This is a genomic window from Cedecea colo, from assembly GCF_011808225.1.
Classification (GTDB): domain Bacteria; phylum Pseudomonadota; class Gammaproteobacteria; order Enterobacterales; family Enterobacteriaceae; genus Dryocola; species Dryocola colo.
Map to the genome: position 1 here is coordinate 702,600 of NZ_SOYS01000002.1, position 17,085 is coordinate 719,684.

General features: G+C 52.0%; 14 protein-coding genes and 1 pseudogene. 7 read left to right on the top strand and 8 right to left on the bottom strand.

All coding sequences use genetic code 11. The features are described from left to right. Positions 1–458: 458 nt before the first annotated feature. The 3 genes from E2L00_RS07855 to E2L00_RS07865 all read right to left on the bottom strand — a co-directional run bounded on the left by E2L00_RS07855 (position 459) and on the right by E2L00_RS07865 (position 3,749). Positions 459–1,085 carry a TetR/AcrR family transcriptional regulator gene (locus E2L00_RS07855; RefSeq protein ID WP_236127706.1) on the bottom strand — a complete coding sequence of 209 codons (627 nt, stop codon included), beginning with the start codon at positions 1,083–1,085 and terminating at the stop codon, positions 459–461. A 116-nt stretch (positions 1,086–1,201) separates the two neighbouring features. Then, positions 1,202–2,674 carry an aldehyde dehydrogenase family protein gene (locus E2L00_RS07860; protein ID WP_167609348.1) on the bottom strand — a complete coding sequence of 491 codons (1,473 nt, stop codon included), beginning with the start codon at positions 2,672–2,674 and terminating at the stop codon, positions 1,202–1,204. Between the two features lie 640 nt (positions 2,675–3,314). Then, positions 3,315–3,749, bottom strand: coding sequence for a MarR family winged helix-turn-helix transcriptional regulator (locus E2L00_RS07865; protein ID WP_167609351.1), 435 nt, complete (start codon positions 3,747–3,749; stop codon positions 3,315–3,317). Positions 3,750–4,659: 910 nt separating this feature from the next. Between E2L00_RS07865 and E2L00_RS07870 the strand changes: the two genes are divergently transcribed. Further along, positions 4,660–5,679 (top strand): alpha/beta hydrolase, encoded by a 1,020-nt coding sequence (locus E2L00_RS07870; RefSeq protein WP_167609354.1) that lies wholly within the window; start codon positions 4,660–4,662, stop codon positions 5,677–5,679. 344 nt (positions 5,680–6,023) lie between these two features. Here E2L00_RS07870 and E2L00_RS07875 read toward each other — a convergent pair. After that, a pseudogene (locus E2L00_RS07875) lies at positions 6,024–6,761 on the bottom strand (LysR substrate-binding domain-containing protein); the annotation flags it as partial. Positions 6,762–7,045: 284 nt separating this feature from the next. On the opposite strand from E2L00_RS07875, the gene iraM reads away from it, so the two are divergent. Together iraM and E2L00_RS07885 are read left to right on the top strand one after the other, a co-directional pair. Further along, entirely contained in the window at positions 7,046–7,387 is a 342-nt protein-coding gene (iraM, locus tag E2L00_RS07880; RefSeq protein WP_167609357.1) for an anti-adapter protein IraM, read from the top strand. Between the two features lie 445 nt (positions 7,388–7,832). Further along, on the top strand, positions 7,833–8,504 hold the full coding sequence (locus E2L00_RS07885; RefSeq protein ID WP_167609360.1) for an HXXEE domain-containing protein: 672 nt from the start codon (positions 7,833–7,835) through the stop codon (positions 8,502–8,504). A 321-nt stretch (positions 8,505–8,825) separates the two neighbouring features. Here E2L00_RS07885 and E2L00_RS07890 read toward each other — a convergent pair whose 3' ends face one another. From E2L00_RS07890 to galB, 4 genes are read right to left on the bottom strand one after another with little or no spacing between them, the layout of a single operon-like run. Beyond that, entirely contained in the window at positions 8,826–9,695 is an 870-nt protein-coding gene (locus E2L00_RS07890; RefSeq protein WP_167609363.1) for an NAD(P)-dependent oxidoreductase, read from the bottom strand. A gap of 13 nt (positions 9,696–9,708) precedes the next feature. Continuing rightward, entirely contained in the window at positions 9,709–10,791 is a 1,083-nt protein-coding gene (locus tag E2L00_RS07895; RefSeq protein ID WP_167609366.1) for a 4-oxalomesaconate tautomerase, read from the bottom strand. Positions 10,792–10,793: 2 nt separating this feature from the next. Further along, on the bottom strand, positions 10,794–11,510 hold the full coding sequence (locus E2L00_RS07900; RefSeq protein ID WP_167609369.1) for a 4-carboxy-4-hydroxy-2-oxoadipate aldolase/oxaloacetate decarboxylase: 717 nt from the start codon (positions 11,508–11,510) through the stop codon (positions 10,794–10,796). Further along, a complete protein-coding gene (gene galB, locus E2L00_RS07905; protein ID WP_420808836.1) occupies positions 11,507–12,247 on the bottom strand; it encodes a 4-oxalmesaconate hydratase in 741 nt (246 codons plus the stop codon). Before galB ends, E2L00_RS07900 begins: the two co-directional genes overlap by 4 nt. 127 nt (positions 12,248–12,374) lie before the next feature. Between galB and E2L00_RS07910 the strand changes: the two genes are divergently transcribed. The 4 genes from E2L00_RS07910 to E2L00_RS07925 all read left to right on the top strand — a co-directional run bounded on the left by E2L00_RS07910 (position 12,375) and on the right by E2L00_RS07925 (position 16,984). Then, complete coding sequence (locus tag E2L00_RS07910) at positions 12,375–13,601, top strand: LysR family transcriptional regulator (protein ID WP_167609372.1); 1,227 nt, start codon at positions 12,375–12,377, stop codon at positions 13,599–13,601. Positions 13,602–13,841: 240 nt separating this feature from the next. Next, on the top strand, positions 13,842–15,221 hold the full coding sequence (locus tag E2L00_RS07915; RefSeq protein ID WP_167609375.1) for an MFS transporter: 1,380 nt from the start codon (positions 13,842–13,844) through the stop codon (positions 15,219–15,221). Positions 15,222–15,235: 14 nt separating this feature from the next. Further along, positions 15,236–16,501 carry a gallate dioxygenase gene (locus E2L00_RS07920; RefSeq protein ID WP_167609378.1) on the top strand — a complete coding sequence of 422 codons (1,266 nt, stop codon included), beginning with the start codon at positions 15,236–15,238 and terminating at the stop codon, positions 16,499–16,501. Between the two features lie 231 nt (positions 16,502–16,732). Then, positions 16,733–16,984 carry a DUF1158 domain-containing protein gene (locus tag E2L00_RS07925; RefSeq protein WP_167609381.1) on the top strand — a complete coding sequence of 84 codons (252 nt, stop codon included), beginning with the start codon at positions 16,733–16,735 and terminating at the stop codon, positions 16,982–16,984. Positions 16,985–17,085: the final 101 nt, after the last annotated feature.

The window sequence follows — 17,085 nt, forward strand, 5'->3', positions numbered from 1 at the left end:
TCAATGTCGTTCGCCGTGAAGAAGCATTTAATTCGATCTTAAGTCACTAAAAGCTGGCCCACGTCGATAAGAACTCAATTCGTGGGACTTATAATCATGTCTAGTATTTGGAGAGGAGAAGGGAGATGATGCATTGGTATGCAGATTACATCGGTCAAGTTGGAAAATCTAGATTCATAATTGTTCCTATTAACCTAACTGTTTTATTAGGGATAGGATAAAAAATTCAAGCAGGGCTCCTCCTGAATGGAGGAGCTCAACAAAGGGGCATTTTTTTTTGATCTTGGGTTGCATTCATGCTTTGTTCAGAGAATTTATCTCTTCTACTGCAGAATCTGAAGGTCTGCTTAGCGCCAGAAGCGGACATTTATAACCGTTATGCATAAGACCTAATACCAGCCGATATTGCTGGCGTTAAAAACCGAACGCCACTTTACCTTTCTGCTTGGTACAGGTTCTCAAGACTTGAGTTGCAGCGTATCGGCGAACTGGAGGTAATATTGCTCGATGAGTTTATCTCCATTGGCCGGGGAGAAGAGATACAGGCGCATGAGGCCCTCAAAAACTAGGGACAGGCGCTCTGTAATGGCCTCAGGATTGAGCTCGCCAGATATCTGACCGCTTTTCTGGGCTGCGCGTATCAAGCTATGAACACTGCCGACCAGGCCAGACTCCGAATCGCGAAGGAGTTCGGCGACATGCGTGTTGCGCGCACCTTCGCTGGCAATCTCGGCGCGTAAAACCGCCACCGCGTGTCCCTCCGGTGTAAGGAATATATCTGCCAGGAGCTCTTCTATCGCCTTGCGGCTGAAATCGGTACTCCAGAAACGGCTTATCAGATTGTGATGCCGCTGCAGGTCGAGTTCGATAAGCGCAATGATGAGGGCTTCCTTGCTCGGGAAGTACTGGTAGATGTTCGCAATGCTGACCCCTGCAGCCGCGCCGATTTCGGAAATGGATGAGGCGTGAAACCCGCGTTGTATAAAGCAGTTGCGGGCCCCGTTGAGGATCTGGGTCATGCGTTCTTCACGCGCCTGCTCATTTACGGGACGCCCGCGCAGGGGCTTGCTTTTACCAGTTTTCATAATCACTTTATATCCCATTCAAGTAAAACAAGGACGACACCAGAGTGGTGTCATCCTCAGTTTGCAGGTAAGGCTGGCTACACAATGGACGGGCTGTCGATGTGAAGCGATAAGCGTCAGAGTAACGTCGGCGTTGCCTCGACGCTCGCATATACCTTGATTTCCTGAAACTGCTCAATCGCACGTGGCCCGCAGAGGACGCCGATACCACTTTGCTTGAAGCCGCTCTGTTCGAAGTGCTCGGACATGACGCCCCAGCAGTTTATCCAGATATGGCCGGCTTGAATAGCCTTGCCGGCTCGTCGGCAACGCGCCGTGTCGTTCGAAAACACCGAGGCGGCAAGGCCGAATTCGGTAGCATTTGCGCGCATGATTGCGTCGGCTTCGTCTTCAAAAATCTCGAAAGTCTGGACCGGCCCGAAGACCTCGGACTGGATGACACAGGTGTCCAGGTCCTGTACTTCGATCAGGCTGGGACGGTAGAACGCGCCTGCGGCCAGGGGGCCTTCATCGACCGGGCCGCCGCGCACCAGAATGTTTGCATAGGATTCTGCTTCGGCGACCACGGCATCGACGCGTCGCACGCTGGCCTTGTCGATCAGTGGACCAAGCTGCGCCTGTGGATCCTCGCTTTCGCCGAGCCGGACGTTCTGATAAGCCTCGATCAGCGCGGCGCGCAATCGGTCGGCAATGCCACGCTGGGCCAGCACACGCGAACCGGTGCAGCAGAACTGGCCATTCATCGCGACCAAAGCCATGACGATCTGCGGTACCACTACATCAAGGTTGGCATCATCGAATACGACCAGCGGTGCCTTGCCGCCCAGCTCCAGGTTAAGGCGTTTGAGCGTTTTGGCGCCGTTGGCGGCGATGATGCGACCCACCCCGGTGCTACCGGTATAGCTGATCATGTTTACATCGGGGGAATCGACCAGCATGGAGGCGCCGATACTCCCGGTTTCCGTGATCACGTTTAGCACACCCAGCGGCAGCGATTTAACTGCTGCGATTGCCTGGGCGAACAGTGCATTAGTAAGCGCGGTTTGATGAGGCAGTTTCAGCACCACCGTGCATCCCGCAGCCAGTGCGGGAGCAACGGCACGCACTGACAGGATGATTGGTGAGTTCCAGGGCGAGATCACCCCCACAACGCCAAGAGGTTCGGGATCGGAATGAAAGTGCATTCCCGGAGCGGCTTCAAGGGCACGCCCACCGGTCTGCAGCAGCGCGGTGGCGGCGCCATAACGCAGCCAGTCCACCGTCACTGCCAGTTCCCACTGGGTCTGAGCCAGCAGCTTGCCCCCTTCACGGGCGAGCTGGATTGCCATCTCGTCCACCCGCCTGGCGACCTCGTCGGCCAGCTCGAACAGGGCGCGCGAGCGCAGCGAGCGTTCCCGGGCCCAGCTGGTCGTGTCGAAAGCAGTGCGAGCGGCTTCGATCGCCTGACGTGCTTCGTCAGGGCCGATGTCCAGGTAGTTGCCCAGCGGCTGGCCGGTCGAAGGACTGACCGCCTGCCTGATTGTGCCTCCGTTATTCCAGCTGCCGTTGATCCAGTTCTTCGCAGCTTCAGTCAAATTCGAGCGTTCCATGATATTTCCTTTCAGAGCATCCCGCGGATTGATCGACGCAGACACGGAGCGGGTAGTTCCTGGTCTGATCGTTTGACGCTGAAGCTAAAGGCTGCTCGCTCACTGCGTCTTGAATATAAAAGTAAATGATCACTTATATAAATGCAATGGGTATTTTTGCAAGGAGTGCTCAGGCTGTATGTGGATGACTCAATGGCGTGGAGGGTACACCTCTCAGTGAGCATGCAATGGTCATGGCAGGAACGAGCATGTCCCGAGGCGGTCCGTAACTTTTGCTGTATGACCTGAGGTGCGCTGAAACTGCTCCGGGCGCGCGTCTTTCAGCGATAAAAGATCTTCATTGAGTCCAGACGGAGAAATCATGCTCAAAAACAGCATGCTTCCTGTCCATACCGGGCCGAAAGCTCCATCAATAGGCGCAGGTTTACGCCCCGTTTGATGCGAGGGAGTTGGGTGCCTCCTCCCCCTCCAAACCATAACATTTATGACATTGCTCCGGCCGTCGCTATTGCCCTGCGTTAGCGCAATGTCCTCTGGAGGAGCATGAATTGTTGCCGCGATACTTTGATATACCGCTGCAATGTCGGCTGGTGATTCTTTGGCAGCGCCGCCTTTTTAGGGCTAAGATGGTCGGATATGACTATGATTGTCTTGACAGGGCTTTCAGCAGGTTACTCGACAGCTGCCGAAGCAGATCTAACTCCTCATCCTTCATCTGCATGATACATCTCATCTTACCAGGCAGTGCCAGCACAGCCTCTTTCATATCATTCGCCTTTTTAGTAAGCACTACGTTTTTCATCCTTTCATCGCCGGCAACAGCCATCCGCTTCAGAAACCCCTTAGCCTCGAGTTTTTGCACAAGCGGAGACAGCGTTCCTGAATCAAACAATGTCTTCTGGCCAAGTGCCCGTAACGGAATATCGTCCTGCTCATACAGCGCCATAAGTACGACAAACTGCGGGTAGGTGAGGTCAAGTTCTTTCAGTAACGGCCGGTACTGGCGGATCAGCGCGTTAGTAACCGAATAGAGAGAGAAGCACAGTTTATCTTCTAATATGCTGTTTTCTTTCATTTTATTAACTCCACTGAAAAATATTAATAATAATATTTGAGCAAAAGAATATTGCATGCAAGAGATATTCATGAAAGTAAAGTGTCGGGAACGACTGACGCGCTACTGAAAAAACACGATGAACATACTTTTAACGAGGCTCAATCATGAGAATCGTATCAGCTGTCCTTACTTCTGCCATTTTCGCATCCGCCACTGCTGTAGCTTTCGAACAACCGATCAACCTTCCTGTTCCGCAGCCGGAGCGCAGGTATTTCTTAACGTGCCTTGACTATCGCATGCTCACTGGGACGGGTCTCGTCCATGTCATTGAGCCATCCACATAAGGCCTGAGCATTCCTCGTAAAAATACCCATTGCATTTATATAAGTGATCGTTTACTTTTATATTCAGACGAGGCGAATGGGCAGCCTTTAGCTTCGAAGCCAAACGATCAGACCAGGGACTACCCGCTCCGTGCCTGCGTCGATCAACCCACGGGATGCTCTGAAAGGAAATATCATGGAACGTTCGAATTTGACTGAAGCTGCGAAGAACTGGATCAACGGCAGCCGGAATAACGGAGGCACGATCGGGCAGCCGCTATGTCTTCTGGCCAGGTGCCCGTAGCGGAGTATCGTCCTGCTCATGCAGTGCCATGAGTACGACAAACTGCGGGTAGGTGAGATCAAACCTTTCAGTTGTAACCGGTACTGGCGGCTCAGTACGTTAGTAACCGAACAGAGAGAAACCTGTTTTATCTTCTAATTACATGTTTTATTTAGTTTTATTAACTGCACTAAAAAGATACCAAAAATAATACTTTAGCAAAAGAATATTGCATACAAGCATTATTAACACAAGGTAAGTGCCGGGAATGACTGGCGCTTTACTGAATATACGATGAACATACTTTTAACGAGGCTCAATCATGAAAAACGTATCGGCTGTCCTGACTTCTGCTATTTTCGCATCCGCCACTGCTGTGGCTTCCGAACAACCGGTCAACCTTCCTGCTCCCACAGCCGGAGTGCAGGCATTTCTTAACGTACTGAACTCCGGTAGCGGCAAGCCCATGGAACAACTGACCCCGCAGGAGGCCCGTCAGGTACTGATCGGTGCACAGAAGGGCGTTACGCTGCCATCTGCGCAGGTTTCAGAAAAAATCATCATGGTGAACGGGCAATCCATAACGCTGAAAATCGTGAAACCGGACAACGCTACCGGCACACTTCCTGTATTCATGTTCTTCCATGGTGGTGGTTGGGTGCTGGGAGATTTCCCAACTCATGAACGGCTTATCCGGGACCTGGTTCGCTCATCTGGCGCTGCTGCGGTATATGTAGACTACACACCGTCACCGGAGGCCCATTTCCCTGTCGCTATTCACCAGGCGTATGAGGCAACTAAGTGGGTGGCTGAACACGGTCAGGAAATTGGCGTGGATGGCAGCCGCCTGGGCCTGGTCGGTAACAGCGTCGGCGGGAATATGGTGGCCTCTGTGGCGCTGCAGGCTAAACAGTTTAACGGACCGAAGATTCGTTATAACGTGATGCTGTGGCCGGTAACCGACGCGAATTTTGACAGCGCATCCTATAACCAGTACGAAAACGGCTATTTTCTTACGAAAAATATGATGAAATGGTTCTGGGATAATTACACTACTAACGCGTCAGACCGTAACAATATTCTGGCTTCGCCATTGCGAGCCACCACGGCACAGCTGAAAGGATTCCCGCAAACCTTAATCCAGACAGCGGAACTTGATGTTCTGCGTGACGAAGGTGAAGCGTTCGGCCGCAAGCTGGATGCAGCTGGCGTACCAGTAACCGTGACACGCTACAACGGCATGATCCATGACTATGGACTGCTGAACCCGTTAAGTGAGGAGCCCACCGTCAAAACCGCGCTGGAGCAAGCGGGTGCAGCCCTTAATAAACACCTGAAATAATATCCGCATAACGTATAAACAGCACAGCCTGAGGCTGTGCTGTTTTGTGAGTCACTGGTTTTTTTACCCATCTCTGCTCAGCAAAATAAAAATGTGGCGAGGTTTTATATTGCGAGGTTTCTCAAAAATATAGATCTAGTAACTAGTGCTCGTATGGCTGTATGGAACGGCTCCCCGTTGATTAACCCACGGTAATGTTAGTAACGCTTTCATTAGTTGTGATAACAATTTTGAGCTTCCGCTCATAGCAGACTGAGTACGATATAACAGCAGCTAAGTAGCAGGAACGGACAAAATTCATAAAAAAATATTCGGAACGATGTAGGTTATTCCATCGTAAGCCATCAGATTTTCAGTGTATCAATGACGATACGTAGAGCGGGTGACACATTGCGATGAGGATAATAAAGAAACAACCCTTCCCTTCGCAGGCTGTAACGCTGCAAAACCCTGATAAGTACACCACGCTCTACATCATCAGCAACCAGTTCGACAGGAACATATGCCAGCCCCAGACCCAGCCGGGCAGCTTCTGCTTCCATATAGCTGTCAGATAAGGCCCATTGCCCTTCAGGTCGATGAGTGATTTTTTTATCATCCTGATTGAGTTCCCGCTGGTATACGCTTCCGTCGGCAAACTGACAGGCGATACAGGGATGCGTCTTTAAATCCGCAGGGGTTTGCGGAAAACCGTAGCGACGAAAATGTTCAGGAGTACTCACAATGGCCATCTCCATATCGGGCGTAATGCGCACCGCGACCGTACCCTGGCCTACTTCGGGTCCCAGACGGACGCCTGCATCGAATCTCTCCTCGATAATCTCGACGAACCGACTCTCGTTCATCAGTTCGAGCCTGATATCAGGATAGCGCTGTTTAAAGACCGCAAGCTTAGGCAGAAGGCATTTATCAATAGCGTGCTGGCTGGCATTGATGCGGACCGTGCCGGAGGGTGTTTCACGATAATGTGCCAGGGTGGCAAGTCCAGGATCTAACGTATCAAAGCCAGACTCCATCTTCTGGTAGAGCTGCTCCCCTGCTTGTGTCAGTGACAGCTTACGCGTGGTACGCACCAGAAGCTGCGTTTCCCTCTAAGCAGCCAGTACGGCTGCTTTTTATGGCTGAGAGTGGTGAGCATCGCCCATTCTCTTTAAAAATAAAAGATTGTTCGCCGTCTGCTTAATTTACCTGCTCATTCTAATGGCGAATTAATAAACAATTAATTGTAAACAAAACCAAAGATCTCTCCTTTTTGTCAGTTTTGGCATACTTATTTAACCTCGCTGGATATATGTGTGCTGGACGTTATTATTAATCCACGAGGTAAAAGGATACACCTTTAGCTATAACGGGAGGATTTTTTAATATGGACTGGTTTATCAAACAAACGTTCGTCTGTCCAAACACGGGCACAGCCTTTGCTTTAGCCACGTGCATGCGTAATCTGAAACTGATCCTGTGGTATCGTGGCGATTACTTTCTGCGTGAGGGTAATATATTATCAACGAGTCCTTACGGGCTCATTGTAAACGGTAAGGAAAGGGAGTTAGTAATTATGCACGCCTTTCCGTTTTCCTCCACTTTATGGACGTCATTTCGCAATAACATTCATTGCCCCGGTAATAATCACCCATTTATCAGAGAATGTGCAGAAAGATGGAAATGTCTGTTTGAAAACTGTCCTTATGGAATAAGCAAGGAGCAATAACCTTTCGTCAAAAGCACAATATTATTTAATCCTGTATAATTAGGCATGTCGTTTAATAATGATATGTCGACAAGCATCCGCATATTTTACAGGGAATATATTCGCAACGATATAAAGGAGGCGATGAATCCATTCAGGTTGTTCCTGACAATTTCTACGCCTGAGCCTCCTGCTGCTTTTCTTGCTCCTTTCGCCTGAAACGTCTTTTTTGTATTGAGGTGACCATGAACGGATGCTTTGTTCAGGCCCAAATACTTGAAGCCAATGCGCAATCAGCAGCTCGGAATACCGCGTCGTGTCGCGCGACGAAAGTATCTGCCGTTACATCTGCCACTGTTACATTTGATTATTCAGCGCGCCTTATACATATTTGAAGTACGCAAGCGATAAAGCAAAAACAGCTTTTATGGGCATTAACTCAGCCACCAATGACAGGAGAGCCCTTGTGAATTTCTACCGTCAAAACTGGTACTACGTCGGAGGCGCCCTTTTTGTCGCCCTGGCTTATATTATGGGCTTCTGGGGCGTTTATCACCTGACAGAAATCCAGGTGATTCTCATCTATAGCTTTATGGCTATGCTGGCGCATCAATTTGAAGAATACGCCGTACCCGGCGGATTTCAGGGCATTGGCAATATCGCCATGTTCGGCGAGCGCCTGGCTCCGGACAGGTATCCCCTGAATGCAAATCAGGTGATGATTAGCAACGTCTTCCTGACCTATCCCTTTTATGTAATTCCAGTCTTCTTTCCGGATCTCATTTGGTTGGGGTTCATACAGGTTGGGCAGGGAATGGTGCAGATCATCAATCATGGCATCCTTACGAACCTCAGGATGAAGACGCTTTATAACCCCGGCCTCGCCACCGTGCTTCTGCTCCAGTGGCCAACAGGCATCTACTATATATACTTCGTGAGCGCGCATCATCTGGCGATGAATTCGGACTATATTTTCGGCCTGCTCGGTGCGTTTGCCTCGACGGTTGTGTTATGGCTCGGACCCATTCGCCTGTTTCGTGACCGGAATTCGAAATATCCGTTTCGGGAAGCCGATATGTTCAAATTCATGGGAAGACGCCTCAGGGAGATGTTGGCAACGCCCCCTCGTTCTGAGTAGCAATCTGCTTCCGATGCCAGATGCTATCCTTCGGCATCGCTACACACTGAAGGTGACCAGCGATTAAATTGCTGCCGGGATAGCGCACCCGGCAGTCAGGCTTATGGATTACTTTTCAGAAGGAAGCTTTTTATAAGCTATTGATCCTCCTGTGTCATAGACGATCGCCTTTCGCCGATTCGACCTTCTGCACGTGCAGGTGCGCTCGACAATCAACTCCCTTTTCATTTCTGCCAGGGCTCTCATCCCTGAGCGGTGTCCTGAGCCTTAAATGCACGGCCCATCATCTGGGCCAGATCGCCTTTCTCAGGAAATAACCGTTTATTTCAACCTGTCCAGCGCATCCTGCCAGACAAACGGTGTTAGCTCGCTGTATTGTATCCCCTTCTTTGCCATCTTCGACGGTAATCCGGCCTGAACCTGCTGAGTTGCACGGCTCATTGCGGCCGCCACGCCCACGCTCTGCAAGGTTTTCACCACCTCAGCCATTTCATCGGCACGCCTCACCCCATGCTCTGCGACCCGACTAATAAAATAGTGCGGTAAGCTGTCATTCCAGCCAAGTGATGGAAAACTTGCGTGCAGGGAAGACAACACCGCCTCTTCCACTCCGTATTGTCGTGCTGCGCTCAGACATTCGGTGGTTAAAGCCTCAAGGCCCTTAATCATTACGCTGCGACACATTTTGATCGCCGAGACATCGCCAATGCGCTCGCTGCCAGCGCTTGTACTACAGCCCAGCGCATTCAGTTGGTCCGCCAGCGCATGCGCCGCTGGACCGCCAATCAACAGCGGCGTACCGAGACGCTTTGGCGGAACAGGCGCCATAACGGCGACATCAAGATAATCACCAGCCCCCGCCGTTACCGCTCTGGCGCCTGCGCGCTTTGTCTCAGGCGCCACGGAATTAAAGTCCAGAAAAATCTGCCCTGAATGCAGCAACGGAGCAGCCTGTTCAGCTACTGCCAGCGCGCTTTCTGCGGTTACCAGTGAGAATATTAGCTTCGCATCAGCCAGCGCATCGGCCAGCGAACCCGCAGGCTGTACGCCGATCTTCACGGCAAGCTCGTGCAACTGCCCGGCCTGTTCGCTGAGGAATTTTTTATCCCATACGACGATGTCCGCCTTGCCCGCCAAATCCTGCGCATAAATCCGTCCAGCTTCACCAAAGCCAATAATGGCAATTTTCATCGTGAGCATCTCCTCATTTACCTGACCACAGGGAGCCAGGGATCGCCACACGTCCTTCAAACAGCAAACGCGCGGTGCGTATCAGTCCGCTATTAACCACCTTGCCCATCGTATCGCGCGTCAACATTACGCTAAATTCGCCGACAGGATGTTCCACCGCCAGTCGCTGCTCACAGGCATCGCTAACATCCGCTAACCCTTCAGCAACCGAGCCGGGAATCAGACAGGCGGTAGCCACGCTTACCGCGCCCAATACGCCAATCGACGCATGGCAGCGATGTGGAATAAAAGTGCGCGTGGTAAGCGTACCTCCTCGCGTCGGCGCTGCAATTAACGTCATTTTAGGCACGGTACGCTGCGCGACGTTCCCAAGATTCATGCGCGGGCCAGCCTGCAAGCGGATCGACTCAAGACGCGCTTTAAGTTCATCGTCATTATCCAGCTGCTCACGTGTTTCCAACCCGCTGCGTTGCAGGTCGGCTGCGCGTATCAGCACCACCGGCATGCCGTTATCAATACAGGTGACATCAACGCCGTCGAAGGTATCGCGTGCATTTCCGGTTGGCAGCAATGCGCCACAGCTGGAGCCGGCAATATCCTGAAAACTGAGTACCTGCTCAGTTGCAAAACCCGGCACGCCATCAATGCGCGTATCGCCTTCATATTCCACCGCCCCGTCCGGCGTTGCGATTTGCGCTTCGGCGATTTGTCCCGTATTCACCATAAAAATGCGCACCCGCGTCATTGCCTCCTGCACTTTTACTAATCCTTTCTCGATGGCAAAAGGACCAACGGCGGCAAGTATATTTCCACAGTTTTGCCCGTAATCCACCGCGGCTTTATCGACGTTAACCTGGGCGAAGAGATAATCAACGTCGGCATCCGGGCGCGTTGATGGCGAAACTATAGCGACTTTGCTTGTCAGCGGATCGGCTCCGCCGATACCGTCAATCTGCCGCGCATCGGGTGACCCCATTACCGCCAGCAATACCTTATTTCGTGTGGCGTCATCTGTCGGCAGATCCGCTGCCAGGAAACAGGCGGCTTTGGAGGTGCCGCCCCGCATCAATACGCAAGGGATAAGAGTCTGTTTCATTTTCAGAAGCTCTTTAGCTCATCAAGGGAATCCACATAACGCAGGCCCTTTTCAGCCAGCCGTGGGCGCATCTGATAAATATCCAGACCCAATTCTCCGGCCGCCAGCCGCTGACGTTTACTCTCTTCCAGCTCGACACGCTTCTGCGCTGCGGCATCCACCGCCGCGGCTCGTTCAAGCGACACAATTACCACGCCATCATCATCGGCTACAATGATGTCGCCCGGGTTGATCAGTTGTCCGGCACAGGTCACCGGCACGTTCACCGAACCCAACGTTTCTTTTACCGTCCCCTGCGCATGCACCGCGCGTGACCAGACCGGGAAATTCATCTCGCGCAGCGTCTGGCTGTCGCGAATGCCAATATCGCCGATCAGCGCCACCACGCCGCGCGCTTTTAATGACGTCGCCAGCAAATCGCCGAAGAAACCATCGTGGCAATCCGAAGTCGGCGCTACCAGCAGCACATCTCCCGGTTGGCACTGCTCGACCGCAACATGAAACATCCAGTTATCGCCCGGCGATACCAGGACCGTGACGGCACTGCCGGCGATAGCGCAATTTTGCTGAATTGGGCGCACTCGTAAGTCAAGCAAACCGGAACGCCCCTGCGCCTCATGCACCGTTGCCACGCCATATTTTGCGAAACGAGAAATTTGCTGGCTATCGGCACGCGGGATATTTCTTACAACCACGCCTTTTTTATTCACCAGGCTCATGACAGATTCTCCGTCACACGCGGGAACAGACTTTGATAACCTTCGCCGTGGCTAATCGCTTTCGGTGAGGAAATACCGACGTTGCGTTTGGCCTGCACGCCGCGCTGTAAAGCAACGCGCGTATAGTATTCCCATAGGTGTTCCTGACCTGCCATGCACTGAATCGCGGCGTATTTTTTATCCCACACTGCAGAGATATCCAGCAACACATCCGGCTTCCAGCTGCACTGCTCTGGCTGATGTGGTTCGAAACAGTAAACAGGTGGCGCTCCGATAATGCTTTCGCCCGGACGATACCCCTCAGCCTGGGCGATAATCCGCGCTTCCTGTGTCAGGTTGGCCGCGAGCGGATGATCGTAGTTATACGGATCGTTTACAGAATGGGTCAGGACAAAGTGCGGCTGTACTTTGCGAAACACGTCAGCAAGACGGAACAGGGCTTCCTTGTCAGCCCGCAACGGATAATCACCCAGATCAAAAAATTCAATGCTGGCGCCAAGAATTTCCGCTGCGGCCTCAGCTTCCGCCTGGCGATGCTGCTTAACGAGCGCTTCGGTCATGTTGCCTTTACGCCACAGCTTCGCCGATTCGCCACGTTCGCCGAAGGTCAGGCATACAACATGTATCTCGTAACCCTGAGAGGCGTGCAGCGCGATGGCGCCGCCCGCACGCCAGACAAAATCAGCGGAATGTGCGCTAACCACTAAAGCACTTTTCTTTGCGTTCTTTTCCATCATCTCATCCTGCATTTTGCTGTTTTTTTCATCCTGACATGCGGCTTACAGCGCGGATAATGCCTTTCATTGCGTGGGCTATGAATTTTATTTATGTTGTGATTCAGCAAACACAAGCGGGGTGGCGAAAATGAAAAATAAAGAAGTTAATAACGACTTAAAAATCATGCAAATAAGAGCATTCTGCATGGTTGCTGAACGTGGCACAGTCTCGGAGGCGGCAATCAATTTATTTCGTACCCAGTCGGCAATCACCCGATCAATTCGTGATCTTGAGCACACTCTGGCAACGCCGCTGTTTGAGCGTCACGCAAGCGGTATGATGCTGACGGAAATGGGAAAATGCGTTCTGCCCCGTGCCAGACGAGCCATACAGGAGCTTCATCTGATACCGCCTCAGCTCAACAGGTTAAAAGAGCGTGACAGAGTTCGCGAAGATGCGGAACCCATCTGGTTATTTAACCTGCGGCGCTTACAAATTTTTTTGGCCCTGTATCGACTGCATCATACTCAAAGCGTGGCGAATGCGCTGGGGATCAGCCAGCCTGCGGTGAGCGCGGCATTAAAGGTTCTGGAAAAAGGCGCAAGCGTGACGCTGTTTCAACGCACGCCAAAAGGGATGATGCCAACCCCCGCCGGGCGCGAGATGGCGCCTTTTATCAGCCGGGCGCTAAATGAAATTCGCCATATCCCCGAAGATCTGGCAGCGCAGCAAGGCGTGCTAACCGGCACCGTGCATGTGGGGGCGCTACCGCTATGCCGCAGCAGTTTACTGCCGCTGGCGATTGCTCTACTGGTGACACGATATCCCGGTATCAAAGTGGTCACCAATGAGAGCGCCTTTAACGCACTGGTGACCGAACTGCGTGCCGGCGATATTGATTTTATCCTCGGCGCGCTGCGTCAGGACGATGCGGGGCTGGATATTCATAATCAGGTGTTGTTCGAAGAAGAGCTAATTTTACTGGCGCGACCACAGCATCCACTTATTGGACACAAGCTTACGCCAGACGATCTGGCGTTGACGCAATGGATACTGCCGCGTGAAAATTCACCGGCACGCCACCTGCTGGAAGGCGCTTTTCAGGCGGCAGGAATGCGTGCGCCGCAGCCGGTCGTTGAAAGCGGCGATTTGGCAATAGTACGCGGGCTTCTGTTGAATTCAGACATGGTGGCAGCGGTATCGTCCCATCAGATGGAATATGAATTGCGTGCCGGGATCTTTAAGCCTCTGATACTTGATCTGAAAAATACGCGCCGAAAAATTGGTTTAACCTTCCGCCAGGGAGCGCTACATTCCCCTGCCGCAAAAGCGCTGTTAAGCTGTATCAATGAGATCCAGTGCCACACAGCCTAAACATAACTCATATAGCGCACCCTGCTCATCTTCTGTCAGGACGCAGTTCAGCAGCCCTGTGACGCTATTTTTGTATTTTTTTCATTGTTAAATACATCACAATATAAATCTAACTCATACCTCTAAAAGCCTTTTTTGACAGACACCATCCCCCGCCCCACTTAACTTGTTTCTGGATTGTTACCTTCCTCTCACCACAACGATAGCTGCCGCAGGCGGCAAAACTAGAGAGCGTACCCGATGACTGCAAACAACCTGGTTAATGTGAAAACGTGGATCGATTCCCGACCCATTTCAGCTTTTCAGTGGCGCATACTGGCGCTGTGCCTGATTATTATCATGCTTGATGGCTATGATGCTGCGGTAATGGGTTTCATCGCGCCCGCGCTGATTGACCACTGGGGTATGAGCCGCTCGGCAATGGGGCCGATCCTTGGCGCGGCGATGTTTGGCGTGGCGATGGGGGCGCTTATCTCCGGCCCGATATCCGATCGTTACGGTCGTAAACGGGTCATTTTACTGTCGGTGTTAACCTTCTCCGCATTCAGCCTCGCCTGTGCCTTTGCTACTACGCCCGTTCAGATGACGCTGCTGCGTTTTATGGCTGGTTTAGGGTTAGGGGCGGTAATGCCCAACTGCGTAACGCTGATTGCAGAATACATGCCGGAACGTCGTAAGGGCGTGATGATTACGCTGATGTTCAGCGGCTTTAATATCGGTTCAGGACTTGGCGGATTTATCGCCGCCGGGCTGCTGGCGCATTATCAATGGCCTGCGGTGCTGATTTTTGGCGGCGTGCTGCCGCTGCTGATGCTGCCGTTTATAGCCTGGCTGTTACCAGAATCGGCTCTCAACCTGGTGGTTCGCAAAGCGCCGCGTGCGCAGATAGCCGCGCTGCTAAATCGTATGGGCGGAAACTTCGGCAGCGACAGCGCGTTTATCCTTAACTCTCCCGGCGTGAAGCGAAACAGCACCATTGCCGAGCTGTTTCGCCACGGCTTTGCGCGCGGCACCATTATCCTGTGGCTGACCTATTTTATGGGGCTGTTCGTCATTTATCTGCTAAACGGATGGCTGCCGACTATTATGCGTTCCGGTGGTATTTCACTGCAGCAAGCCGCCATCATTGCCGGATTGTTCCAGCTTGGCGGCCCGCTGGGCGGCATTATCGTGGGCGCATTAATGGACAGACTGCACGCAAAATGGGTTATTGGCGTGACATATTTAATCGGCTGCGCATGTCTGGTTATGCAAGGGGCGCTTGGCCTGAGCGGCGTAGCGCTGGGGATTATTATTTTTGTCACCGGTATGTGTATTAATGGCGCGCAAAACGGCCTGCAGGTCTACTCTCCCGCCTATTATCCAACGGAAATTCGCGCCACCGGCGTAAGCTGGATGCACGGTATTGGCCGCATCGGTGCCATTATAAGCTCATCGTTGGGCGGACTGCTGATGGGGATCTTCCCAGGCCAGTCGGCTATTTTCTTTATACTTTCCCTGCCCGCCTTACTCGCCGCAATAAGTATTGTTTTACACCGGAAGGTTCAACTAACTATGAAAGTAAAAGGTGCGGGACTCAGTGAAATTCCAGCGCTATCGCAAACTTTAAATAACCGCTAAGTGGAGCTACCGTTATGGCGAAGATTATTGGCGGCCTGGCCGTTTCTCATACCCCTACCATCGGCTTTGCGGTCGATAACGATAAGCAAAATGAAGGCGCGTGGAGACCGATTTTTGAAAGCTTTGCGCCCATGCAGCAGTGGCTTGCCGAAAAGAAACCTGACGCGCTGGTTTATATCTTTAACGATCACGTAACCTCATTTTTCTTCGATCACTATTCGGCATTTTCACTCGGTATTGATCATCAGTATCACGTAGCTGACGAAGGTGGCGGCCCGCGTGGCCTACCGCCGGTGAAAGGTGATGCGGCGCTGTCACGCCATATCGGCACCAGCCTGATGAGCGATGAGTTCGATATGTCATTTTTTATGGATAAGCCGCTCGATCATGGCTTGTTTTCCCCGCTTTCGGCATTGATGCCGTTTAAACCAGACTGGCCAACAAAGGTTATTCCGTTACAGGTCGGCGTATTGCAGTTCCCTATTCCGTCGGCTCGTCGCTGCTTCAGGCTGGGCCAGGCGCTACGTCGCGCCATCGAAAGTTACCCCGAAGACATTAATGTAGCGATTGTGGCGACAGGCGGATTATCGCACCAGGTACACGGTGAACGCTGCGGCTTTAATAACGTCGAATGGGACCAGCAGTTTATGGATCTTATCGTTAACGATCCGGAAAAACTAACCGAGATGACCATAGCGGAATATGCGGAACTCAGCGGCGTGGAAGGGGCAGAAGAAATTATGTGGCTGGTGATGCGCGGTGCGCTGTCGGCGAATGTGGTGAAGAAACATCAGGCCTATTATTTGCCTTCAATGACCGGGATCGCGACGTTGATTCTGGAGAACCAGGCAGGCGCGTTGCCGGTTGATACCACGAAGCGCCACCGGCAAAAAATGGCCAGCCAGCTGGCGGGAATTGAAAAGCTGTCTGGTTCGTATCCCTTTACCCAGGCGCGCAGCCTTGAAGCGCTAAGGCTGAACCGTTTCCTGCATCAGTTGATTCAGCCCGGTCCGCGCGAGCGTTTTCGTCGTGAACAGGAGGCGATGTTTGTTGAAGCAAAACTCACCGAACAGGAATGTTCTATGGTGCGCGACCGTGACTGGCGCAGCCTGATTCAGTATGGCGCGAGTTTTTTCCTGCTGGAAAAGCTAGGTGCGGTAACCGGTGGCTCGAATCTGGATATTTATGCTGCTATGCGCGGTGTACCGCTTGAAGAATTTATGCGGACGCGTAATCAGCAGGTGACCTATTCGGTAGCGGGCAACGAAAAAGTAGATTGAAAAATCGGCTAATCCGTCCAACGGCAGCTGAACTCAGAAAAGCCTTTCTGTCAGTTTACCGAGTTCAGCTGCGGAGTAGCAGTGCAGTTATTGTGCTAACGCTACATTAGTTTTCCTTTGCTTATCCGTAGCAAACCCGCACGGGCAAAGCCTTAACTGGTTTGCACCTCAGCACCATTTCCCGGACAATGCCCGTCTTTAACGCTGGCTTCATAACTCCGGATACACGACATGAAACATCCCCTCGAATCCCTGATGAGCGCGGGCGGCATTCTGCTGCTGGCTTTCTTATCCTGCCTGCTGCTTCCCGCTCCCCTGCTTACCCTGACGCTTGCGCAAAAGCTGTTAGAGACTTTTCACCTGCTCGATCTTAACCAGCTTTACACCATTATCTTCTGCGTGTGGTTCCTGCTGTTAGGCGTGATTGAGTATTTTGTGATTCGCTTTGTCTGGCGCAGGTGGTTTTCGGTTGAGCGAGGGTAAGCGTTGTTTTTCAGGTGAGCAATAGCGGGCAACGCTGCGCTGAAATATTCTGCCGCTGTCTATACTTATCTCAGGAAATCAACTGACACAATGGGATAGCG